The following is a 21,725-nucleotide window of genomic DNA, read 5'->3' as shown; positions in this document are numbered from 1 at the left end:
GAATGAACAAATGAAAAAAGCAACCTATTTTGTCATTGCTTCTATTGTACTCGGACTATTTTCTGTTACTGCAGGAAAGTCTGCAGAGGCAAGTGAGGTTAATGGCGGAGCTGTTCAGACAACGGGAGTCGTTGGCTTTTACGATGATAGTACAGAACCGTCATCCAGCTCTAGTTCCAGTACAAGTACAAGCAGTACACCTGCTCCTGTACAAAAGCCGACTGGTAAATATCCTTCAACAGGGGAACTGGTGAAAACCAGCTTATCTATTGCAGGGGCGGTTGTAGTCGGAATGGTACTACTATTTTTCTGGATGAAACGTAGAGAAAACAAGCGTAAGGAGGAAAACTGATTATGAAACATGTGGCAGCTTTTTCCGCGATACTTACGATTCTATTTCTAAGTATTTATCCATCTGATCAGGTATTTGCTGAAAATTCCGGAGATGGGAACGCAGTGGTGGACTTAACCTTGAATGAGGAAGAAGGCATCCGCGATCCGGAAAACCCAGGAACAATTGTTGATCCGGGAGAAACGCCAAGTACATCTGGCAAGCTGAGACTGGACTTTGTTCCTCAGTTGAATTTCGGACAGTATAAACGTTCTGACAAGGATCAGCTTTACCCCGTCAATGGGCAGCTGTTTTTGGATGAGACCAGTGCCAGAGGCACATTCATTCAGGTGGCTGACTTTCGAGGGGGCGCTCAAGGCTGGGCGTTGCAGGTTCGTCAGGAAACGCAGTTCAAAAACGATCAGACAACCAATACGCAATTGAATGGTGCGGTAATATCCTTTGATAAATCCTGGACAAATTCTGTTTCAGGACTGGATAATGCCCCCACTGTCTCTAAAGATATTATTCGCCTGAGCAACATTGGCGATACCTATAATCTGGCTGAAGCGAAGCCTGGAACCGGCAACGGTATTTGGAGCATCGCGTTTGGCGCCTCGGCAGACAATGCCGCTGGGGCTCCAGCCACCTTGTCACCGCGAATGCAGGAGGGCAAGGCAGTAACAGATTCGGTATTTAATAATCAACAGACGTACGAAAACATTGCGGTACAACTATCTGTTCCCGGAGGAACCAAAAAAGATCCGGTGAACTACTCAACGGTGCTAACTTGGATATTAGCCGAGTTACCATAAATCACACACACACAAACTTAGGAGGAAACACAACATGAAATTAACACGTAAAGTATTAAGCGCAGCACTATTGGCAGGACTAGGGGTAGCACTTGTTGCGCCAAACGCAGTAAAGGCCGTTGATGACGTAAAAGACAGCAACGCAGATATCGAGTTCACTAAAAACACATCAGAACCACCACTGACACCACCAACAACAAGTGATAGTGAACCAATTACTGGTTTAACCACACATTCAGTCGATGAGTTTGGTATCCGTGCAGTAACACCATTAGATTTCGACAAGCACGCTGCAACAGTAGGTGTTAGCGGAGAATACTGGGCATTACCATTTAAAGATGGCGGAAGAGAAATCGAAAACTTTGTTGCAATCAAAGACATTCGTTCTACTTTGGATCAAAAATGGAAATTAAGCGGCCGTTTGAAAGAGCAATTCAAAGGTAGCGTAAGCGGAACAGACAAATATCTTGATGGTGCTTCAATCACTTACACAAACATGAACTTGGCTGCTGATGGTGTAGATCCAGCATTACAACCAACAGCTATGATCTTTGGTAACGGAAGTGGTACACAAGTATTAAGCGAAGGTGCTGCAACTGTACCATTCGCACAAAATACTGAAGAAGACAAAGGAAAAGGCTACTACTTCCTTACATTTGGTGATGATGCACAAGGAACTGCAGGAAGCTCAATCAAAATGAATATTCCTAGCAGCACAAACATCTTCAACACAAAATACACTGCAACAATCGAATGGACATTGTCTGAAACTCTATAATTTTAAGTAGAGCGATCGGTAAAGCGCCGGTTCAATTGAATCGACGCTTTACTTTTATGTAAACATACCCGTAAAGGAGAGGTCCCGTGAAAAGCAAAGGAAGAGCATTCTTTTTATTATACATACTTATTACAACAATCGTGGTTTCATTCATTCCCGTACAAGCCGAAGCATCTCAGGATGGGATGGGGTTCAGCTACAACGTAGTAAAGCCTGAAAATCAGATTGGTACAGCTGGTTATTTTGATTTAAAAATGAGCCCTGGACAAAAGCAGACAGTACAAATTGAATTGTCTAACAGTGGGCAGGAAGAAATTACAGTGGGTGTCTCGCTTAATAGTGCAAAGACTAACGCCAACGGCGTTATTGAATATGGTCCGACCGCAATTGAAAATGATGCATCGCTAAAATATGATTTTGTCGATGTAGTGAAAGCACCAACAGAGGTAGTTATTCCACCAGCCTCAGTTGTGGCATTGAATCTGGATATTACTATGCCGGAGGAAGAGTTTAACGGGTATATTTCCGGAGGAATTCAGCTAAAGAGAGTGAGCACAGAAGAAGTAGATGAAACAGAAAAGACAGGGGTCATCAATGAGTATGCCTTTTTAGTCGGCATGTTGTTAAGTGAAACAGATACACCTGTTGCGCCTGATCTAAGCTTCAATAAAGTCTATGCCGGACTATTCAATTATAGAAATTCAGTCTATGTGAATTTTTCAAATGTTCAGCCAGCGTATCTTGAAGAGGCGACAACAGATGTTCAAATCACCAAAAAAGGGGAAGATGAAGTCCTGTATGACACCAAAAAAGCGGGCATGCGGATGGCTCCTAACTCACTGATTGATTTTCCAGTTGAAATGAATGGAGACCGCATGGTGGCAGGCGACTATACGGCTCATATTGTAGTGTCTGCTGGAGAAAAGAAATGGGAGTGGACGGAAGATTTCACGATTACCAATGAAGAGGCGGACAAATTCAACTCTCAGGATGTGGCGTTAACACAGGAACGGGGAATTGACTGGAAGCTAATTGTGCTGATTGTGGGTGCTGTCTTTCTAGTTGTGTTACTCCTCTTCTTGGTGATTCACTTTGTGCGTAAGAACAAAAAGTCAAAGAAGAAAAAAGCAGTAAAAAGAAAGAAAAAATAAAGAACGATGAAGAGAGGATAGGGTAAAATGAGTGTTTTGGATATGTCTTTTATAGGGTTATTATCTAGTGCTATCCTCTTTTTGTTATTCAGTTTCCTTTATCTGTTCGTCAGCCTGTCGACAGGTAAGAAAATCAAGGCCTTGAAAGGGCGCAAAGTTAAGAATAAGAAAAAGCGGAAGAAGCTTATTCGTGTTCGGAAGAAGCTAGAGAAAAAAAGAAAGAATCAATTAATGGGCGTAATCATTTGTCTGCTTGTTGGTGTATCCAGCGGAGCCGGTGCGTTTTATGCCCGTTATTATCAGCTAACCAATTTGACAGCTGATGATGCTTCGGCACTTGCGAAAAGCTACTATTTAATTGATGAAATGGACAAGCAGCTGGAATCTGTGGAAAACGGAGCCGGTGCTGAAAAGACGGTAAAGAATTTGAAGGATTTAACGTCGCAATTAGGAAGCGTCACTGTTCGAATTGCTTCAGAAGGATTGTCGGAGGATGGACAGAAGCTGCTTAATCGGCATTTCTCGATGTTAAAGGATTTAGCGGTCAATATTAGTACTTTAAGCAGTGAGAATTTGGAAAATGCCGAAAAACGGGGAGAATACCGGAGCGACATTGAAAAGGTGAAGGAACATGAACAAAAGGTATTTAAAAAATTCAGTATCAATGAGTCTTCACTGAAACAGAAGTAGTTGTGGTGTATGCAGATGAAGGAAGAGCAAGTAAAAAAACGAACAAAGAAACGAGTGCCTTCTTCAGGTAAAGCGTCATCGCCTGAAAGGAAACGAAGAAAACAACCGACTAAACATACGAAGCGTAAAAAGAAAAATGAGCCGAGGCCAGCCCAGAGGAAACGTCAAACAAAACCGTCAGGTTTTACTACTGGCAGAGCAGTCGTGGGAAAGAACCAGCCAAGAAAGCGTACCTCTGGAGCTGGTAAAGGGATGAAGGGCAAGAAAAGGCTGCGAAAAAAAGGGCCGAAGCATTCCCTGCTTAAAGACCTCCTACTTGCTTTCGCTATTACAACACTGCTGCTTACTATTGTTATTGGTTCCAGTTTTCGTTTTCCAAAAATGACCGGTTATTCCATGGCTACCACAGTCAATGATAAGGACCGGTTAATTGTGAATAAGTGGAAGGGGATTAAACGTTTCCGTCTGGTTTATTTTAACGACCCTAAAACGGGAGAGAGAAGCATTAAACGGGTGATTGGTTTGCCGGGAGAGCATGTGGCCTATAAAAATGATGAACTGTTTATTGATTACAAACTGGTTCCCGAGCGTTTTCTGGAAGCCGCTGCAGCGGAGGCAAAATCCGGCGGCTATATCCTCACAGAGGATTTTACGTTGCAGCAGGTTTCAAAACAGCCGGTTATTCCAGAAGGGCAGTATCTTGTATTAGGAGATAATCGGAAGTTTTCAATTGATAGCAGAAATTACGGATTAATTAATAAAAAGGATATTATTGGAGTCGTTGAGCTAAGGCTACTGCCATTTCATACAGCGAGATACTTCTAGAGGGAAAAACAAGAGGGCAAAAAAATGACAGAAAAGAAAAAAACAACCAAACATAGAACAACTGAATCACCAGATAGAAAGCGTCCCTTTGTTTTCCGGGGAAAGGAGCCTCATCAGATACTTAAGAATGTTTTCTTCTTATTCTTTGTGATTGGCGCCTTTCTTTTTTTTATCTACATAGGGACCCATGTGGTGAGTGGTGAATCGATGGCACCGACATTCGCAAACGGTGACCGTGTGTTTGTCCGAAAAGGAGCAGCACCTGAGCGCTATGCGATTATCACCTTCCACCCGGAAGAGGAGAAGAACGAGACTTACGTCAAACGAGTCATTGGGATGCCTGGTGATGTTATTTGGCTGGAGGAGAACAAGCTGTTCATTAATCATCAAATGAAGACGAACAACCCTGTCGCCAGCAATACGGACAAGCGGGCCATTGATCTGCCGGATGGAACAGTAAAAGTTAATATTACAGTAGACGTTGAAGCGCAGCTCAAAAACATGAAAACTATTCCTGCCGGGCACTATTTTGTCTTGGGAGACAACCGTAATCATTCCACTGATAGCCGTTGGCTAGGCTTAATCAAAGACGAACAAATCGAAGGGGTTGTTGTTTTCCGTTATTTTCCGTTTACTAAACTAGGCGGCGTTCGTTAGTGAGAAAGAATAAGAAAAATGAGGAGCAGGTACATATGAAAATATTAATACAAAACAGAAAGGTTCTGGCCTTTGGCGCAGCGAGTGTACTGATCCCTGTGGTTATTATGGCAATCTGTTATTACTTAAATGGTATTTACTACGGAAGTGACCGGACGGTGCTGGCAAGTGATGCCTTGGTTCAATACGCGAATTTTCATGCCACGATGAATAATGTTCTTCATGGCAAACAAGATCTTTTTTATACTTGGAGCGGCTCTTTAGGTCTAAATTTTTGGGCACTGTCTGCTTATTATCTCAATGGGCTTTTTACACCTTTGGTGTATTTCTTTGATAATATCCATATGCCGGATGCCCTCTATGTAATTACCTTAGTAAAATTTGGCGCAGTAGGCGGCTCTTTTTGGTTTTTTGCACGAAAGACTTTTAAGCTATCCGAGTGGTTATATCTGGCACTGAGTGTCTGTTATGCTTTGATGAGCTATGCGACGGCGTATTCTGAAGTAATTATGTGGCTGGATCCCTTGGTTTATCTGCCGCTGATTTTCTTAGGGATTCATCGGCTGATGGACGAAAAACGTCCGGGGTTATTATTTATTAGCTATTTACTGTTGTTTTTGTCGAACTTTTATATGGCCTTTATGATTGGGGTTTTCAGCTTTCTGTACTTTTTCTGCCGGCTGTTTACGGACCGCAAACGCTATGTTTCCCGAATCGGTTCATACTTACTTACCTCCATTTTAGCTGGTTTGGCCTCGATGGTGACGATTTTACCGACAATCTTGGATTTAAGCAGTAATGGAGAGAGTCTGGATCAGTTATCTGTTTTCTGGCAATGGAATACAGGCCCTTGGGATTTACTCACGAAAAGTATGGTTGGCGTGTACGATACCAGTAAATATGGCAGTGCACCGTTTATCTATATAGGGTTGTTTCCCTTACTCTTTTGCCTATGGTATTTTCTCTCTAAAAAAATTCCTCTACGGAATAAACTACTGTATGGTTCGCTGTTTGTTTTATTGATTGCCAGTGTGTACATTTCTCCCTTAAATCTTTTCTGGCATGGTCTACATAGTCCCAATATGTTCTTGTATCGTTTTAGCTTCCTCTTCTCTTTCCTAATCATTTTACTAGCAGGGTATGGATTGGAGCGCTTTGAGCAGGCGGATGTGGATCGTTTTTCTACAAGTGTATTAGTGGTCATCGGTCTGTTTTTAGCGACCTATCTATTGGCCAATCGGAAGCGTTATGGCTATTTGACTCCGCTGGCGCTCATCTTCACCATGGTCTATCTTGTTCTCTATCTGGTTTTATGGATCGGTGTCCAAAAGGGCAAACGGCACTCCGTGATGTTTGGCCTGTTGTGTCTGGTCATGCTTACAGAAACAGGGGTGAATGCGTACTATATGGTGGTGGGCATTCGCTCAGACTGGGGATATGCGGATCGAACAGCCTATACCAAGAATTATAAGGAGATTGATCAGCTGGTGACTCAAACTAAGGAAAGCAATGATCAGTTTTACCGCATGGAAAATCTGACGGGGATGTTTAATGACAGCTTTAAATACGGCTATAGTGGGGTGACGATGTTCTCCTCAATTCGAAACCGGCATTCTTCCCAATACTTGAATCAGTTGGGGTATCGGTCGAATGGGACCAATTTAAATATTAAATATCAAAACAATACCCTGGTGATGGATGCGTTGATAGGGATTAAGTACAATCTTTCAGGCGAACGGATTAGCAAGTTTGGCTTCAAAGAGGTGGGAAAATCCGGAACCTATCGTCTGTACGAAAATCAATATGCTCTGCCGTTGGGTATGCTTACGGATGAGGGCATTTATAAAAAAGATGCCGTGGCGAATCAGACCGAATTGCTTCGTTATCTGTCAGAGGAAGAAAACAGTGTCTTTAAGGTTGCGGAAATTGAACAGACCAAGCTGGAAAATGGCGTGATGCATCGAAATGGAGAAGAGGTACAATATGTCCGGGAAAGTGCTTCTGACCCGCTGGTGCTTCACTGGGAAGTAGAGGTACCGGCTAAAACACAAGCATATATTAGTCTAATGCCTACAACCTTTGATACCTCCAATCGTGGAAACATTCGTGTGACGGTGGGAAGTCGCACCTTGTCGGGTGAGTTAATTTCAGATGGTCAGTATTATGATTTAGGCTACTATGAAGAAGCCAAAACGGTAAAGGTGAAGGCGTCCATTACAAATGAAGAAAGCTCTGTCGTCCGCATGTTTAAGCCGGATGCGTTATTGCTGGATACAGAAAAATTTGATCAGATGATGGAGAAAATTCAACAGAAGAGTGTGAACTTTAAAGTAGAGGGCCGCACAGCAGAAGCAACGGTTGAGTTGGCAGAGGACCAGGTAATCTTAACGACCATTCCTTATGATAAGGGCTGGAGTGCTTATGTGGATGGGAAAAAAGTAGAGATTCCAACCTTTAAAGAAGCATTATTGACGCTTCCTGTGGAAAAAGGTACCCATACGATTAAGTTTGTCTACTTCCCTCAGGGGTTAAAGCTGGGGATTGGTCTATTTATAGGAAGTAGTGGTGTGTTCGTGTTCTATCTACTTTATTTAAGAAAACAGAAAACGAAGGAGAACTAATATGAAAAAAATCATCAGTAGTTTGGTACTACTCGTTGTTTTTCTTAGCGGCTGTTCGGCTAAATTATCTGAGGAGAAGGAAGCTTTTTCAGATAAAGGCGTGTCCTATGAGATTCAGCTGATTAGCGGCTGGGAGCTGGATTCGAATCCGATAGAAAAATATGGACAAAGTGCAGTATTAGGCGCCAGCGATACCAATAGTAATTCCTTTATGTTTGTCAGTACGAACCGTTTAGAGGAAGCTGACATGAAAACCTTCGCTAAAGACCGACGCAAGGAGCTGGCCAAAACCTATGGTTATGATGATCCAGAGGATATGTACATGAAGACTCTGGAGTGGGGCGGAAAAGAAGCCTATAAGTACACCGCTTTTACCAAGTTCAGTAAGGTGGAGGTATGGGCGCACATTTACTACCTGCAGACGGAGGATAGGATTGTTCAGATTGTTTATTATTCTGCCGATGACGGCGGGTATAAGAAGCGCTCAGAAATCATTGAAGAATCAGTACTTTCTTTAGAACAGACCGAGGTGGATCCAGAGTGGCAGGAAGAGACCGAGGAAACAACCGAAGAGGAAATCGAAGGGATTGGCGTGAAAAATGACGCGGTGGCGTTTGACATTCGCGGGTTTCAGAAGGCAAAGGATGCCGATGGGAATTCGTTGATTGTGATTCGCTACAAAGTGAAGAATTTAGGCACTGAAGCAATCTTGCCAGAAGTCTTTGATCAGAGCATCGTTCTAACGCAAAAGGAGAAGACCTTAAAGCGAACAGAATTACCTGAATCAGAGAGTGAAAATGAAGCTGGTGATTTATGGGAAAAAAGAGCGCAGCCAATCGACCCAGAGAAGAGCGGAGAAACGGTGAGTGTATACCGTTTGGACAATGGAACAGACGAGGTGACATTGACCTTTACAGCCGCTGATTTTCCAGAGCAAGAGCCGCTCACCTTTGACTTATCATTACTTTAAATTAAAAGGAGAAAACATATGAAAAAACTAATCCCTATGTTTCTGCTGGGCTGTCTGTTGGCAGCAGGCTGCGGGAAAAAAGAAGACCCTGCAGCAGCAACGCTTTCCAGTGAAGATCAAGCGATTGTTTGGGCGGAAAAGAGAGAAAAATGGTTTGGCAAGTTTGATTATCTTGAGATTGATCAAACAGAAGCGAAAGAACTGATGACGGATAAATTTAAGGTGAAAATCCCTGCGCTTTATGAGGGAGCAGAAGCGGTTTTTGATGAGCAGCTTAAGAGCGGTGAAACAACCAAAGAGAAACCGATATGTGAAGTGGTATCTACGGGGAATAGTTTGCGGTTTACGACCGCGTATCCCTACAAATGGGCAGATGGAAAATATTATGCTTATGGAAAAGTAGAGCTGACCTATGAATGGAATGCGGACCGTCAAAAGGCGCAATTAAAGTATCAAGAGGTTGAGTTGTCTCATTACTCAGAAGACAACAAGCTGTATATGGCTGATCCGTTGAAAGCAGTCGAAGGCTTTGCGAAGTTGGCGAAGGTGAAGGATATTGATGACAAGCTGGCTACCTTTACGCCAGAGTATGAGAAGGCAGCGGAAGAGACCTTGTTTTTTGAACAAACGATTGAGCAGGCGATGAGCGATGGGTTAGTGGGAAGAAATATTAGTGTTGATTTCGGAGAAACGGGCACTGTTTCATCGATTCTCCTGTTTATTAATGATAATCGAAATATTTAATAGAAGAAATAACCAAACAGGTCTCTTTCATGATTAGTAAAGGGACTTGTTTGGTTTTTTAGATAGTCAAAACTTGTTGAACATTTAATATAAACTCAGCCATAAAGCGGGACGTATGCCGCCGCTGTTATCTCCGGTTAATGGATGACAGTCTTGACTGTTGTAGTTAAAGGTACCATTGCCTTGAATGCCAATAGTGCCGTTGCCCCAGATGTAAACAGCTCTCCGCTTGTCACGGCCGGTTGAGCGAAGCCACCACCAGCTGTAGCCGTCAAGCTGCGCTCTTCTATTGACGCTGTTTTCATCTTTTCTTTGAAACCAGTATTTTTGATTCTTTCCCGGATGATAGAGCAATCTACTGCTGTTGCCAAAATAATAACAAGCGGCTTCTTCAAGGCTCAGCAAGAAAATTTTGTCTTCCGTATCCTCTCCACCTGTGGTGCCATACCACTGATTGATTGAATTTTTATTGGTTACTGCGGCAATTCTAGCTTGATCAGCTGCATTAAATTGGTGCAGAAATTCAGTATTTAAGTACTTTCTTAATGCACAAGTTTCCCATGTAACATCTTCAGCCTTATCATGAAAGGCCTGTTGTCCCACAATATCTTCTGCCAGCAGCAAAGCATGCTCATTTTTTATGTCAAGCACTCGCCATTGATAGCTGCCGAATACAGTTTTATCACCGATTTTCATTATTTATCCCCCTTTAATACAAGAAATACACGATTGATTTTTAATGGATACATTCATTGTACTAAAGGAGCTATTCACCTGTCAGTAGTCAGAAGCAATTTTTGACAGTGTCAGGTGCGGTCTCCTGCTTTTTTGATAGCAACCCATATCTCCTGTCTGTCATTTTGCATATAGCTTTCTATTATAGGGATATCGCACAATACATAATCAGAGCTTGGCAGCCACTCGCTATAGAATTGCTGATAGAGAAGCTGGGTGGCTTCCGGTAGTTTTCCGTTTGCTGTAATGATAATCCAGGTTGAAGCTGGAATGGTGACTTCCTCCATCCCTGCTAGTGGTGCAGCATAGCATACATCAGGAGCGTCAACATAATTAGTAACGCCAGTCAAATAGTCAACAGTATTTTCTGAATCATGGATGCTTGAGCCGATGAAGCCAGCAGGTCGATAATCCGTCTGCTTAAACAATTCAATTAGCTGTTCTATTTGTTTGGAGCGCCATAGGGTTTCCCACACCTGGGGAACCGACTGATAAATAGTTTCTTTGTCCAGCTTGTGGATAAATCCAGCTATTGAAAACTGCGGCCAGTCTTCAATAGAATAGTTCATATTAAAATCCCCTTTGACAGTCAATTCAAAATGCAATTTAGAGGTTGACCTTAAGGAATGAGGAGCTTTTCTTGCCTCGGAAGGAAGAACCCCGTGAAATTTTTTAAAAGCCCGGGCAAATGAATCCTGAGAATCATATCCGTAGCAGTTGGCAATTGTACCAATGGATTCTTTGGTATGCTGGACAGCGACACCAGCTTTGGTCAGGCGCCGTTCTCTAATATAAGAGCTTAATGATTTGTCGGCAATATAAGAGAACATTCGCTGAAAATTATAGATAGAACAATTAGCTAGTAGTGCGATTTCGTCATTATTGATATCCCCTTCAAGGTTTGCTTCGATGTATTCGATTACCTCGTTGATTTGTTTCATCCAATTCATAAGTAATTATCTCCTTTTTTAGTATCCACATCATATCATAATTCGTAAGGGAATCATTCGACTTTTTATGTCGGATATTATCGAAAAGGTCAAAAATTGCCATACAAAAAAAGTTGAAGACTGCAAATGAAAAATAGAAATATAATCAGTTGAGATGACAGGAATACTTTTTGTTTTTGATAACAGGAATGTGTTAAAATAGACAATAGAGCTAAAGAAAGAAATTGGCTGCTAAGATGTACAGAAGCACTCAGAAGGCGGCTGATTTTTTGTCGTAAAAATGATTTTTTTATTTTTATGAGAAAAGAGTATAGAGTGCTGATTTTGTTTGAGAAGAAAAGATTGAATTCTTATTATAAAAGATAATAATGTACTGCGCTGCTGTGCAGTCAGATGGAGGAGGAGAAAGATGCAGTCTGTTATCTTTGATTTTAATGGAACCTTATTTAGTGATTCCTATTTACATGAGGAAGCATGGCAGCAGTTTATTCAAGAGCTGATTGGGCGTAAATTTTCCCAAGAGGAATTTAGTCAGGTTCATGGTCGAACGAATCATTTGATTATGGAAGCAATCTTAGGAAAGCCTCTGACGAAAACAGAGGGCGAAGAATTATCTGACCGCAAAGAAGCACTTTACCGCGATTTGGTAGTGAAGGAAGAGCACCAACAGCTAATTCCAGGAGTGGTGGATTATTTTGAATTTTTGAAGGAGCATAACTTTCCTATGAATATTGCGACTGCTTCTCCCAAGGTCAATCTTGATTTTTATTTTGAGATTTTTCAACTGGATCGCTGGTTTGATTATAATCAGGTAGTTTATAATGATGGCATCTTGGAAAGCAAGCCGGCTCCGGATTTTTATATTCAAGCCGCTTTAAATATTAACGCATCGCCAAGTGAGATGATTATTTTTGAAGACTCGCTCATTGGATTGACTGGTGCGGCAAATGCTAAAGCAAAACATATTATTGCGGTAGCTACTGACGAAAATCATAAGCAACTGGAAGAAACTGGGCTAGTTGACTTTGTTATTGATGATTTTAACGATCCACGGATTAAGGAAATTTTATTACGTTAACTTTTGTTGAATCTTGGACGTTTACTAATAGCAAATGCGAGCCAAAATAATGGAAGATAATGGCTTTAAACACTCGATATGAAAGGAAGTATAAAGAATTATGCAGTATCCTGAACCAATAAAGATTCAATAATGGTTCAGGTATGATAATGCTGGAATGCTTGTTATTACTCTACTTTCAATTTTTGTAGTTACATCATAAAAGTTTAAAAAGTAGTTTTTGTTACCTTCACTGTTACCCTTGAATAGTGGTAGATACTCTGAAATTTATATCAACTAAATTATGATTTAGAAACCAAGAGAAAATATGAAAGCAATTTTTAAAATCCTCAGCGTTATCTTTCTAATGAAATCTAAAATAGACTTACTAGGAAGTTGTAATAAAGCTAGCATTATGTGCAACAGTCATGGGAGAAAAGGTTAATAAGGAGAAATTAAATGTTTGATTATACAATGCTAAATGATTATGAGTTTGAAATCTTATGTAGAGATATAATGCAGATTAAGTTAAATAAACCTTTATTTGTATTTCCTAGAGGAGTAGACCAAGGCATAGATATATGTGATAGCAAAGTTCATCCTGAGATTTTAATCCAAGCGAAGCATTATGCTAAAAGCTCATATTCACAATTATTCCGTTCCTTAAAAGAAGAATTACCAAAGGTGGATAAGCATCGACCAAAACAATATTTTATTATGACTACACAACCTTTAACTCGACAAAATAAATTGGAAATACTAAATTTATTTTCAAAATACATGAGTGATATTTCAAATATATGGGGGAAGAATGATATTGATTCTTTTCTGGAAATGGAGAAAAATTCTGAAATAGTTCAACAAAATTTCAAATTATGGCTTAATGCTTCCAATGTACTTTCAATTATACAAAATCAGAATGTTTTTCTAGATTCTGCGGAATTAATCGAGGATATTAAATCAAAAATAGAATTATTTGTTAGTACTAGTTCGTATAGTGAGGCTATAGATAAGTTAGAAGAGAATAATGTATTAATTATCGTAGGTGCTCCTGGGGTAGGCAAGAGTACAATTTCTGAGATGCTTCTTTTACATTACATCGAGCAAGGATTTGCGATAAAGTATGCAACTAACAATAATTTATCTGATTTAAAAAAATCAATAAGTTTAAAATTGGAAAAAAAGGAGCTTGTGCTTTTAGATGATTTTTTGGGACAGCATTATTTAAGATTGAGGGACGATCAGCCTAATGAATTGAAAACACTACTATCATTTATTAGTAGAAGTAGTAGCAAAAAAATAATATTAAATAGCAGAATTACTATATTAAATGAAGCGATGGAATGGTCATTAAAATTTAATGATTTGATGAATAGGTACGAACTTCAGAAATATCTAATTGATTTAGATAAAATTTCAAAATATGAAAAAGCTAAGATATTATACAATCATTTATACTTCAACGGAATACCTAGTGCATATTTTAAGAATATAAAAGTGGATAATAATTATTTGAAAATTGTCTCTCATAAAAATTATAATCCACGGATTATTGAATACGTTACGAAAAAAAGAAATTATCAATCGATTTCTCCAGAAGGATATTATAACTATGTTTTAGAAAAATTAGATCATCCAGCAGATATATGGAGAGACGAGTTTGAAAATAGAATGAGTATCGAAGACAGATGTTTCATGAATACGCTATACTCATTAACAGATACCAATGTAGAAAGTGATAAATTAGAAAAGGCATTCAATTCAAGAATCAGAAATGAAAAAAGTTTAGATACCACCACGAATCATTTTAATAGAGTTTTAAAACGATTAACAGAATCTTTGGTAACGATAAGATTTAAAGAAAAAAAAGGTTTATATCAGTTTTGAATCCTTCAATTAATGATTATCTCTTAAAAGAAATTAGTATAAATGAGAACGAGCAATTGAAGACTATTAAAAGCGCAGTTTTTTTTGAGCAAATTATCAGATATAACAAATCTAATGAATCAGATAAAATCTTGATGAATAAATTATTTTCTGATAATATATTGGAAGTTAAAACATTGCGTAATTCAAGTTTTTACTACTTTTTAGAACAAGTAATAGAACATGAGATATTGGATGCAAATCTGCTTGAGAAAGTTAAAAAATCGGTACAAAGAGCCCATGAAAACTTGGAAGCGGCAAAATTTCGAAATTACAGTTTATTAATAACAAAATTATTACACAATGGAATGTTTGAATTTTATGATTTATCGGAAGTTTTCTGTTCTAATGATAAACTGCTTCTTATAATTCAAAATATGGATAGAAGGTCCATTATAAATCTATACAGTAAGATGAAAGATAATCATTTAATTAATGATAATATTTCTATGAAGATATTTGAAGCTGCTCTTGAAGATACCGTTATTGAGGAGATACACGATGAATTAATATATGAAGATAGCGCGATTGCTAGTGAGATAATTGCTGGCATGGGTTATGATTATGAAGATCATGAATTAATAGAGTCAGAACTTATTCAAAAATTAGAAGAAAAAATTTTCAATGAAATTGAAACATTTAATGAGGTACTCCCCGAAGGATTGGTAATAGGAAATGTGTATAATCTAACAAGGGAAATAGTCAGTAGATTTAATATTAGTGATACAGTATATGATTTATTTCGAGGTGCTGAGAAACTAGAAGATAAATTCACAAATAGAAAAGATAGTGATGTAGAAATGATAAAGTCTATGTTTGAAAAGTGAAAAAAGTATGTTTTTAGAGCCTATTAAGATAAAGATCAAATATATGATGAAGTTATTTTTACATGAGTTCAGAAAAGGTGTAAGCAATAAGTAAAAAGCTGTAATATCAGCATTTTTGGAAGTCTTGTTTTGTGCATTGGGAACCAAAAAGTAGTTATTGTTCTCAAAAATGTTCTCACTAGAATGAAAATGAAATCAAAATAAAGAGCATTATCTAAGGGAAAATAGATAGTGCTCTTTATTTTGATTTTTTTGCTTGTTACTATTCCAGTGATGAAGATTTATTTGTGCTCTGAAAGAAATATAGAGAAGTAATAAGTCAAATTATATTCTCATAGATAAGGTTAAAAAAAATTATTTCTCATGAATAAGTATATGATACAATTTACTTATCAATTTCTTACAATAAAATTTGTATAGAAATCAAGAGGAGTGAAACGATTGTTAAAGAATAATCCACAAAAAGCAGCAGCAATCGCTAGTAAATTATCTGGCGCTAGTTCACTATCAATGAAACTGGATGCTACTATCTCTTATTCGTCAAGTCCAGCAGTTTCAGGGTTAGAAACGTGTCTTTCTGATCTGTCGAGAATCGTTCAAAACTTTTCAGCAAATCTAAACGCTGACAGTGCGAATCTGGTTAAATTGGCAACCACACTACAGCGAACTGATGAAAAAGTAGCGGGGCGGTGATTCAGTGAATGAGAAGAATGTAAACGAGAAAGAAAAACAGCTCGAACGGTTAAACGAGCTAAAGCAGGAACACTGGAAAGCGGAGGAAAAAGAAACAATCTTTGGAAAAGCAAAAAAATATTTGAACTCTGCTATGGAAGAATACAATCACTTAAACAAAGAAGAACTGGCTTTATTAGATGAAATTGCTTTTCTTTCAGACGGCACAACAGCAAATATTCACGCCGAACGTGGCTTACATGAGCGGGAAGAAACCGCCCGTCATAGTCGCTTTATGCTAGAATCAGAGTATGAAGAACTAGACGAACAGGAACGAAAAACGAAAGTCGCACGAGAAGAGTTAGAAGACCAGATAAGACGACAGCAAAAGGCGGTGTATGACTATGCCAAAGATTGATTATGCTGAACTGTCTCAGGTGGCTAACGCTCTAAATGGTGTCGCTTTGCGGTTAGATTCGTCACTATCTGCTGTGTCAGATGCTGCAAACGAACTAAATGAAACCTCTGAGCTAGACGGAACAGCGTGGAAGAACACAAAAAGTTATTTTGATGTATACCCTACTCTTTCAAAAGGGATTTGGAATAGTGTTGTGACCACCTCAGAAACTTTGACCTCTTATCTATCTGATTTCCAGTCAGAAGTCGGAGCACCTAGAAATCAGCTGGATACAGATAAACTTGAAGAAATGCAGGCAAGGCTTACAGCTATTCAAGCAAGGCGACGAGATATCATCAGCGAAATGGCGAAGGCTGAGGACTATGTTTTAGGCAACCTAGCCAATCGCTTGAGCGGGCTAGATTCAAGCACCAGTTACTTTACCGAAGAAATTGAACTACTGACGAAATACCGAGACTTTGAAGCGAAACATGGAAATGTATTTGATGATGTAAAGGGGACAATCTCAGACTTGAAAACAGGGATGAGACAAATCAGCACACAAAAACACTTCACCCCTACGCAAGGATATGCCCCAAGAAGCTATAAAAAAGCGGACTGGTTTAATCGGTTAACAGATTTCAATGAGAATCAGCCAGAAAAAAGGTCTGTTAGGTTTACAGTTGATTGGGGCAGAGATAAAGATGTCCAGTTAAAAGTCTATAAGAATGGAAAATATGATAAAGAATTGACTGAAAAATATGTCTGGCTATCCATGCAGGAGAGCTTAAAGGACATGTTAAACGTAGCGGGTGAGTTTTCAGGTGCTTATGACTTGTACAGGGTTGTTTTAGGAAGAGACCCTGTTACAGGAGAGAGTTTAACCTTTGGTGAATGGATGCAAGCAGGATTTTGGACAGTGTTAGAAGTATTATCTGCCAAAAAAGTACTCAGTTTAATAGAAAATGTCAGACTAGGTAATAAATTATTGGATGGCGTATCGTTAACAGAAAAAGAGCTGAAATTATTCAACAAACTGAATGATGTCGGAGATTATAAGATTGTCGAAAAAACTGGTGAAATGCGTAATGCGAAAAAGAATGTACAAATCGTAGATGAATTTGAAATCAGTTTTAATCGAAAATCAACACACGATGCAGAAGAGTTTGCAAGACAACTGAAAGATCAGCAAAATGGGATGAATCAGTTATCGATTGAAGAATATATGAAAAATCGTCAAGAATATCTTTCTAACGGTCGTAGTAATAGTGCGGCAGAATTTCAGAAAACCGCTAGACAAGAAGCATTGGCTGAAAAAATTCTTGATTTAAGAAATCAGGGACTTTCAAGAACTGACGCAAAAGTAAAAGCTGAAGAATGGCTTAAGAATCAAGCTGCCTTGCATAATCCAGACATGGTAGCTGGTGGATACCCTTGGAATATACAAGGCGTAGGAGATGCAAATATAAATTCTTCACTAGGTGCACAGTGGAGATACAGGATAAATGATCTTGATAAATATATCTATGAGGTATCTAAAGACATGACTCCAGAGCAGTTGAAAAATACGTATTTGAATGTTAAGTTGATTGAATAAGCAGAAGAGGAGAATATTTATGAATCAATTATTTGATGATTTTGTAATAGAGCAGAAAGCCAGTAAAGAAGTAATTGAAAAGTATCAAGATAGAATACCAGAAGAAATGCTATTATTCTGGAAAGAATACGGATTTGGTACATTTTTAAATGGATTTATAAAATCCGTAAATCCTGATGATTTTCAAGAGTTATTAATTGAAGGAAGTCAAAGATTCCATGATGGGATTGTTTTGTTTGCTACAGCATTGGGAGACTTGATTATTTGGGAAGGAAATTTTGTTAGAATAATAAGGTTTAGATATGGAGTGACAGATACAATAATGTCTGGATTTAAGTTTTTCTTTGAAGATTTATCTGATGAAGATTTTAGAGAAGAGGATTTAAGATGGGCTCCTTATCTTGAGGCTATAGAAATCAATGGTGTTCCTAAATTTGAAGAATGTTTTGGTTATGTTCCTCTTTTGGGATTAGGGGGAGCTGAGCAAGTCGAAAACTTAAAAATTGTGAAACTTAGAGAACACATAATTTTGATTACTGAATTAATGGGTTCTATTATATAAGAAAATGAAAAAGCAAATTGAAGATTTATTTATAGATGTAAATTAGGAGGTTGGATTGTGAAAAACAGCTATATTGCCAAATCAGTTCGATTAGAAGAACTAAAAAAATATTCTACTGATATAGTTGAAGTAGATAAATTTGAGATTGTAGAAGATATGGTCTTGGTTTTTTATTCAACAAAAGAAGAGAGTATGGAAAACGCAATTTTATTGGATGAAATTAATACTAAGATAAAGTTAAATATGGATGAAATATACTTAACATCTTGCGGTTCATCTGAGTATTTTAACAAAAAACTGTTTAAACTAATTAATAAAATGGAACGAAAACTTAGAGAATTTGTATACATTGCTATAATAAAAAGTGATGAGGGAAGATTTTATGATTTACATGGAGAATTAGAAAAATTAGACTTTGGGGAGCTTTATAGGCTGTTATTTACAGATGAAAAATTTATAACTGGAACTAAAACAATCGTCAACAAAAATAAAAATGATAAATCAAAATTTATTCTTGATGGTTCGTTTTCAAAAGAAGAAGTTCTGAAAGTAATTGGAGAAATTGAGGAAAACACAATTTGGGATAAAATTAATGGAGGAAACTCTATTCCATTACTTAAAAATAACTTTTCTGAAATAAAAAAATTCCGTAATAACGTGATGCATGCGCACAACATAAATAAGGCTACTTATGCAAAAGCTAGTGAGTTGTTTGTAAAATTGAATGAAGATTTTGACCTTGAAATTAAGCAAATGCTTACACAAAATGATTTGTATCCAATTGGAGTTGATTTTACTAATAGTTTGAAAGTGGGTACGGAGCTAATTCTTAGTGCTACCAAAAGTATTCCTATTGAGAGTGTAAATAGAGCTACAAAAGCACTTGGAGATCTTGCTGTAGTAACCAATTCTTCAATTGATTTAGCACAATTTACTGAAGCACTGAAATCTCTTGGTAAATCATTTGAAAATATGTAAGGATTATCTGTTAATAGATAAGATTCTGTTTGTCTGTATATGTTTTAGAAAATCATTTTATTACGATTTCATAAAAGACGTGAATAATCGTAAAAAAGCGGTAATATCAGCATTCTTGAAAGTCTTGTTTTGTGCATTGGGAACAAAAATGTTGTTATTGTTCTCAAAAATGTTCTCACTAGAAAAAAATGAAATTAAAACAAAGAGCATTATCTAAGAGAAAATAGATAGTGCTCTTTGTTTTGATTTTTTTGGCTTGTCATCATCAAAAAAAAGAAGATATTGTAGCAAAGTAAGCATGTAGTAATAACTAATCAATTTTCTTTTATGTGTCTAATAGGATGGTTCCCGCCACCTAAATCTACTTCTCTTCCTTTGTTCGTTATAACGTATTCATATTCTTCATCAACTACTTTTGCTGTTTCGCTAAGTCCTAAATCTTCTAATGTTCTGATGTAACGTGTAATTTTTTCTGAATATTCTTTTTTTCCTGTTTTTAGATATTGAACTAAGTTGTGGAGATACTCTATATTCATTCTTTGTTCGTAGTTTGAAGAATTGACAGGTTGTTCTTTTGTCATTGAAATATATTTTTCAGCAGTCTCATAATCACTTTTGTAGATAAGCATAGTTATGATGTTTCGCATGATATTGTATGCAAAGATCACTGTTTTATGTGATCTTTCGAGTTCATTCTTGACAGGGATTGCCTTCCTTACAACTCTTTCAGCCTGTTTCTTGTTGAATCTGGCACTTGCATTTAACAAAAGATTGTAATCGTAGTGTGTTAAAAATGTCCTTTTTTCGATATAACTACAAATATACTCTTTCTCTTCTTCATTGATATCTTCAACTTCTTCATATACTGCACAAAACATTAACTTAATCGCTATGTAGTTGTTAAGTTCTCTTAAATTCAATTTTTCTATTGATTTATTAAAGTAGTGAGAGAGAAGCCTCTTTTTCTTTTCATTGTTTTTAGGATGTTCAGAACAATATCTGAAAAGTGAAATGAAATCGTTTTGCTTTTTGTCTAAATCAGACATGCGAACAAACTCTTCTGCTGTAATTGATAATCTGTCCGCTATTGTGCTAAATTCATCAATATTTACAGCCTTAGTGTTATTTTCGATTCTTGAATATGTAGATACATTAGTATCTAAGAGTTCTTTTTGTTTTTGTTTATTGTTTAATCTGAAAAAACGAAATAAATCTCCTGTTTTCAGTATTTCCACCTCCTTTTTTGCATTATAGCAAATAATTATAAGAAAACACATGTTTTTTTTCTGATTATAAGAGAATTTAAGACTAAATTTTGCTGTATTGAAAATCTTACTTTAAAGTATATCTATGTTTTGATGAATCTGGTAAATTATAATCATACTATTAGAAAGAGGTGAGATAATGTTTCTGACTACTTTGTGGGGAATTGTCACTCTGGGATTTGTTGGAGGAGTGTAAATTACCTCAAGTAATGAAAAAAGCAAGAAAGCATTCATTGCACAATGTTTTCTTGCTCTGTTAATTAATTAATCTGTATTATAGTATAACAAATCGTTATAAATAAAACAGTAGAAAATGACTATAAACTATTATAATCAGACCCGTTTATGATAAAGCACTTTCTATAATTACTTTTTGGCGGTGGATGTTATGCACGAAAAAAAGGAGCAGTTGATAAAACTTATTAATGAGACAGAAGACCCAACTGTCATAATTCATTTTTTAAGAGTTTTAGAGAACATAAAAAAAGAGAGTTGAGAATTTACTCAGCTCTTTTCTATTTTTGCTCAACGTAAGATTTTACTAAAGCGTTTATATGTAATAAATCACTGTTGTTTAATAAAGTTAAATTCTGAACAATTTCCGTAAAAATAGGATTTTTGTCGGGGAAAATTAAACGAGTTGTTGCTTCGATAGATCGTTCGTCGGGTTCAGTAAAATCAGATTGCCCAGTTAGATAATCTGTAGTTGTGTGTAGAACAGTTGCTAAGCCATTTAGACTTTCTAGTGATGGTTCAGTTCTCCCACGTTCCCAGCTGCCAACGGTTTGCTTAACTACATTTAGTTTGTCAGCGAGCTCTTGTTGAGTTAGATTGTGGGCTATTCTTAGTTCTAGTAATCGGTCTTTAAACACCATAATACCCTCCCTCGACGTTCTTTTGTAATTATAGCAAAAATAGGAAACAAAGTGTTGACAAACTACAAAACGTAGTATAATATGTAATTAAGGAAACGAAATGTTACCTAGTAATTGAATAAACAAAAAAGCATTCACGAAAAGAAAATAAATTTCTGTTTCGCAAACACTTATAGTAAAACTTCGACACTTTTATTCTAAGTGAATTTACGAAATAATGCAAGGATGATATTTTCGATTTAGGTTATCAGTCTTTTTGAGGTAGTGCAGAACAGCCTATGATTGTTTAGCAAGGTGGCAGT

22 protein-coding genes are annotated in these 21,725 nt (G+C 37.4%); 18 read left to right on the top strand and 4 right to left on the bottom strand.

What is annotated here, in order from left to right:
* Nucleotides 1-10 precede the first annotated feature (10 nt).
* The 10 genes from ACYSNQ_RS13135 to ACYSNQ_RS13090 all read left to right on the top strand — a co-directional run bounded on the left by ACYSNQ_RS13135 (nucleotide 11) and on the right by ACYSNQ_RS13090 (nucleotide 9,582).
* Nucleotides 11-352, top strand: coding sequence for an LPXTG cell wall anchor domain-containing protein (locus ACYSNQ_RS13135; RefSeq protein WP_426084029.1), 342 nt, complete (start codon nucleotides 11-13; stop codon nucleotides 350-352).
* A gap of 2 nt (nucleotides 353-354) precedes the next feature.
* The gene (locus ACYSNQ_RS13130; protein WP_426084028.1) at nucleotides 355-1,146 is read left to right on the top strand and encodes a WxL domain-containing protein; all 792 of its coding nucleotides are present in this window, start codon (nucleotides 355-357) and stop codon (nucleotides 1,144-1,146) included.
* A gap of 34 nt (nucleotides 1,147-1,180) precedes the next feature.
* Nucleotides 1,181-1,924: a WxL domain-containing protein gene (locus ACYSNQ_RS13125; RefSeq protein ID WP_426084027.1), complete on the top strand. Its 744-nt coding sequence runs from the start codon at nucleotides 1,181-1,183 to the stop codon at nucleotides 1,922-1,924.
* A gap of 86 nt (nucleotides 1,925-2,010) precedes the next feature.
* Nucleotides 2,011-3,075 (top strand): DUF916 and DUF3324 domain-containing protein, encoded by a 1,065-nt coding sequence (locus ACYSNQ_RS13120; RefSeq protein WP_426084026.1) that lies wholly within the window; start codon nucleotides 2,011-2,013, stop codon nucleotides 3,073-3,075.
* A gap of 27 nt (nucleotides 3,076-3,102) precedes the next feature.
* Nucleotides 3,103-3,765: a hypothetical protein gene (locus ACYSNQ_RS13115; RefSeq protein WP_426084025.1), complete on the top strand. Its 663-nt coding sequence runs from the start codon at nucleotides 3,103-3,105 to the stop codon at nucleotides 3,763-3,765.
* A gap of 15 nt (nucleotides 3,766-3,780) precedes the next feature.
* Nucleotides 3,781-4,590, top strand: coding sequence for a signal peptidase I (gene lepB / locus ACYSNQ_RS13110; protein WP_426084024.1), 810 nt, complete (start codon nucleotides 3,781-3,783; stop codon nucleotides 4,588-4,590).
* A 24-nt stretch (nucleotides 4,591-4,614) separates the two neighbouring features.
* Entirely contained in the window at nucleotides 4,615-5,247 is a 633-nt protein-coding gene (gene lepB, locus ACYSNQ_RS13105) for a signal peptidase I (protein ID WP_426084023.1), read from the top strand.
* A gap of 35 nt (nucleotides 5,248-5,282) precedes the next feature.
* Complete coding sequence (locus tag ACYSNQ_RS13100) at nucleotides 5,283-7,868, top strand: YfhO family protein (protein WP_426084022.1); 2,586 nt, start codon at nucleotides 5,283-5,285, stop codon at nucleotides 7,866-7,868.
* 1 nt (nucleotide 7,869) lies between these two features.
* Nucleotides 7,870-8,838 carry a DUF5067 domain-containing protein gene (locus tag ACYSNQ_RS13095; protein ID WP_426084021.1) on the top strand — a complete coding sequence of 323 codons (969 nt, stop codon included), beginning with the start codon at nucleotides 7,870-7,872 and terminating at the stop codon, nucleotides 8,836-8,838.
* 18 nt (nucleotides 8,839-8,856) lie between these two features.
* Nucleotides 8,857-9,582 carry a hypothetical protein gene (locus ACYSNQ_RS13090; protein WP_426084020.1) on the top strand — a complete coding sequence of 242 codons (726 nt, stop codon included), beginning with the start codon at nucleotides 8,857-8,859 and terminating at the stop codon, nucleotides 9,580-9,582.
* Between the two features lie 84 nt (nucleotides 9,583-9,666).
* On the opposite strand, the gene ACYSNQ_RS13085 is transcribed toward ACYSNQ_RS13090, so the two are convergent.
* Together ACYSNQ_RS13085 and ACYSNQ_RS13080 are read right to left on the bottom strand one after the other, a co-directional pair.
* The gene (locus ACYSNQ_RS13085) at nucleotides 9,667-10,278 is read right to left on the bottom strand and encodes a DUF6273 domain-containing protein (protein WP_426084019.1); all 612 of its coding nucleotides are present in this window, start codon (nucleotides 10,276-10,278) and stop codon (nucleotides 9,667-9,669) included.
* Between the two features lie 110 nt (nucleotides 10,279-10,388).
* The gene (locus tag ACYSNQ_RS13080; protein WP_426084018.1) at nucleotides 10,389-11,267 is read right to left on the bottom strand and encodes an AraC family transcriptional regulator; all 879 of its coding nucleotides are present in this window, start codon (nucleotides 11,265-11,267) and stop codon (nucleotides 10,389-10,391) included.
* A gap of 409 nt (nucleotides 11,268-11,676) precedes the next feature.
* Between ACYSNQ_RS13080 and ACYSNQ_RS13075 the strand changes: the two genes are divergently transcribed.
* From ACYSNQ_RS13075 to ACYSNQ_RS13040, 8 genes are all read left to right on the top strand, one after another.
* Nucleotides 11,677-12,345 carry an HAD family hydrolase gene (locus ACYSNQ_RS13075; RefSeq protein WP_426084017.1) on the top strand — a complete coding sequence of 223 codons (669 nt, stop codon included), beginning with the start codon at nucleotides 11,677-11,679 and terminating at the stop codon, nucleotides 12,343-12,345.
* A gap of 438 nt (nucleotides 12,346-12,783) precedes the next feature.
* A complete protein-coding gene (locus ACYSNQ_RS13070) occupies nucleotides 12,784-14,211 on the top strand; it encodes an nSTAND3 domain-containing NTPase (RefSeq protein WP_426084016.1) in 1,428 nt (475 codons plus the stop codon).
* Between the two features lie 56 nt (nucleotides 14,212-14,267).
* Nucleotides 14,268-15,077, top strand: a complete 810-nt coding sequence (locus ACYSNQ_RS13065; RefSeq protein ID WP_426084015.1) for a hypothetical protein — start codon at nucleotides 14,268-14,270, stop codon at nucleotides 15,075-15,077.
* A gap of 441 nt (nucleotides 15,078-15,518) precedes the next feature.
* Nucleotides 15,519-15,770 (top strand): DUF3130 family protein, encoded by a 252-nt coding sequence (locus ACYSNQ_RS13060; RefSeq protein WP_426084014.1) that lies wholly within the window; start codon nucleotides 15,519-15,521, stop codon nucleotides 15,768-15,770.
* A gap of 4 nt (nucleotides 15,771-15,774) precedes the next feature.
* Complete coding sequence (locus ACYSNQ_RS13055; protein ID WP_426084013.1) at nucleotides 15,775-16,167, top strand: hypothetical protein; 393 nt, start codon at nucleotides 15,775-15,777, stop codon at nucleotides 16,165-16,167.
* A complete protein-coding gene (locus ACYSNQ_RS13050; protein ID WP_426084012.1) occupies nucleotides 16,154-17,743 on the top strand; it encodes a polymorphic toxin type 15 domain-containing protein in 1,590 nt (529 codons plus the stop codon). The genes ACYSNQ_RS13055 and ACYSNQ_RS13050 overlap by 14 nt, the downstream gene beginning before the upstream one ends.
* Before the next feature lie 19 nt (nucleotides 17,744-17,762).
* Nucleotides 17,763-18,305 (top strand): T6SS immunity protein Tdi1 domain-containing protein, encoded by a 543-nt coding sequence (locus tag ACYSNQ_RS13045; RefSeq protein WP_426084011.1) that lies wholly within the window; start codon nucleotides 17,763-17,765, stop codon nucleotides 18,303-18,305.
* Nucleotides 18,306-18,362: 57 nt separating this feature from the next.
* A complete protein-coding gene (locus tag ACYSNQ_RS13040; protein WP_426084010.1) occupies nucleotides 18,363-19,283 on the top strand; it encodes a hypothetical protein in 921 nt (306 codons plus the stop codon).
* A 314-nt stretch (nucleotides 19,284-19,597) separates the two neighbouring features.
* Here the strand turns inward: ACYSNQ_RS13040 and ACYSNQ_RS13035 are convergent, their stop codons facing one another.
* Complete coding sequence (locus tag ACYSNQ_RS13035; protein WP_426084009.1) at nucleotides 19,598-20,518, bottom strand: helix-turn-helix domain-containing protein; 921 nt, start codon at nucleotides 20,516-20,518, stop codon at nucleotides 19,598-19,600.
* Between the two features lie 545 nt (nucleotides 20,519-21,063).
* A complete protein-coding gene (locus ACYSNQ_RS13030) occupies nucleotides 21,064-21,423 on the bottom strand; it encodes a helix-turn-helix domain-containing protein (RefSeq protein ID WP_426084008.1) in 360 nt (119 codons plus the stop codon).
* Between the last annotated feature and the right edge of the window lie 302 nt (nucleotides 21,424-21,725).

This window comes from Enterococcus sp. LJL51 (assembly GCF_054871795.1).
The sequence above is the reverse complement of the archived record's forward strand: the minus strand, read 5'-3'. Positions and strand labels throughout refer to the sequence as shown.

Excerpts from the sequence above, each read along its gene's own strand:
- ACYSNQ_RS13135 (WP_426084029.1), top strand. The coding sequence starts at position 11 with ATGAAAAAAGCAACCTATTTTGTCATTGCTTCTATTGTACTCGGACTA.
- ACYSNQ_RS13130 (WP_426084028.1), top strand. The coding sequence starts at position 355 with ATGAAACATGTGGCAGCTTTTTCCGCGATACTTACGATTCTATTTCTA.
- ACYSNQ_RS13125 (WP_426084027.1), top strand. The coding sequence starts at position 1,181 with ATGAAATTAACACGTAAAGTATTAAGCGCAGCACTATTGGCAGGACTA.
- ACYSNQ_RS13115 (WP_426084025.1), top strand. The coding sequence starts at position 3,103 with ATGAGTGTTTTGGATATGTCTTTTATAGGGTTATTATCTAGTGCTATC.
- lepB (WP_426084024.1), top strand. The coding sequence starts at position 3,781 with ATGAAGGAAGAGCAAGTAAAAAAACGAACAAAGAAACGAGTGCCTTCT.
- lepB (WP_426084023.1), top strand. The coding sequence starts at position 4,615 with ATGACAGAAAAGAAAAAAACAACCAAACATAGAACAACTGAATCACCA.
- ACYSNQ_RS13100 (WP_426084022.1), top strand. The coding sequence starts at position 5,283 with ATGAAAATATTAATACAAAACAGAAAGGTTCTGGCCTTTGGCGCAGCG.
- ACYSNQ_RS13095 (WP_426084021.1), top strand. The coding sequence starts at position 7,870 with ATGAAAAAAATCATCAGTAGTTTGGTACTACTCGTTGTTTTTCTTAGC.
- ACYSNQ_RS13090 (WP_426084020.1), top strand. The coding sequence starts at position 8,857 with ATGAAAAAACTAATCCCTATGTTTCTGCTGGGCTGTCTGTTGGCAGCA.
- ACYSNQ_RS13085 (WP_426084019.1), bottom strand. The coding sequence starts at position 10,278 with ATGAAAATCGGTGATAAAACTGTATTCGGCAGCTATCAATGGCGAGTG.
- ACYSNQ_RS13080 (WP_426084018.1), bottom strand. The coding sequence starts at position 11,267 with ATGAATTGGATGAAACAAATCAACGAGGTAATCGAATACATCGAAGCA.
- ACYSNQ_RS13075 (WP_426084017.1), top strand. The coding sequence starts at position 11,677 with ATGCAGTCTGTTATCTTTGATTTTAATGGAACCTTATTTAGTGATTCC.
- ACYSNQ_RS13070 (WP_426084016.1), top strand. The coding sequence starts at position 12,784 with ATGTTTGATTATACAATGCTAAATGATTATGAGTTTGAAATCTTATGT.
- ACYSNQ_RS13050 (WP_426084012.1), top strand. The coding sequence starts at position 16,154 with ATGCCAAAGATTGATTATGCTGAACTGTCTCAGGTGGCTAACGCTCTA.
- ACYSNQ_RS13045 (WP_426084011.1), top strand. The coding sequence starts at position 17,763 with ATGAATCAATTATTTGATGATTTTGTAATAGAGCAGAAAGCCAGTAAA.
- ACYSNQ_RS13030 (WP_426084008.1), bottom strand. The coding sequence starts at position 21,423 with ATGGTGTTTAAAGACCGATTACTAGAACTAAGAATAGCCCACAATCTA.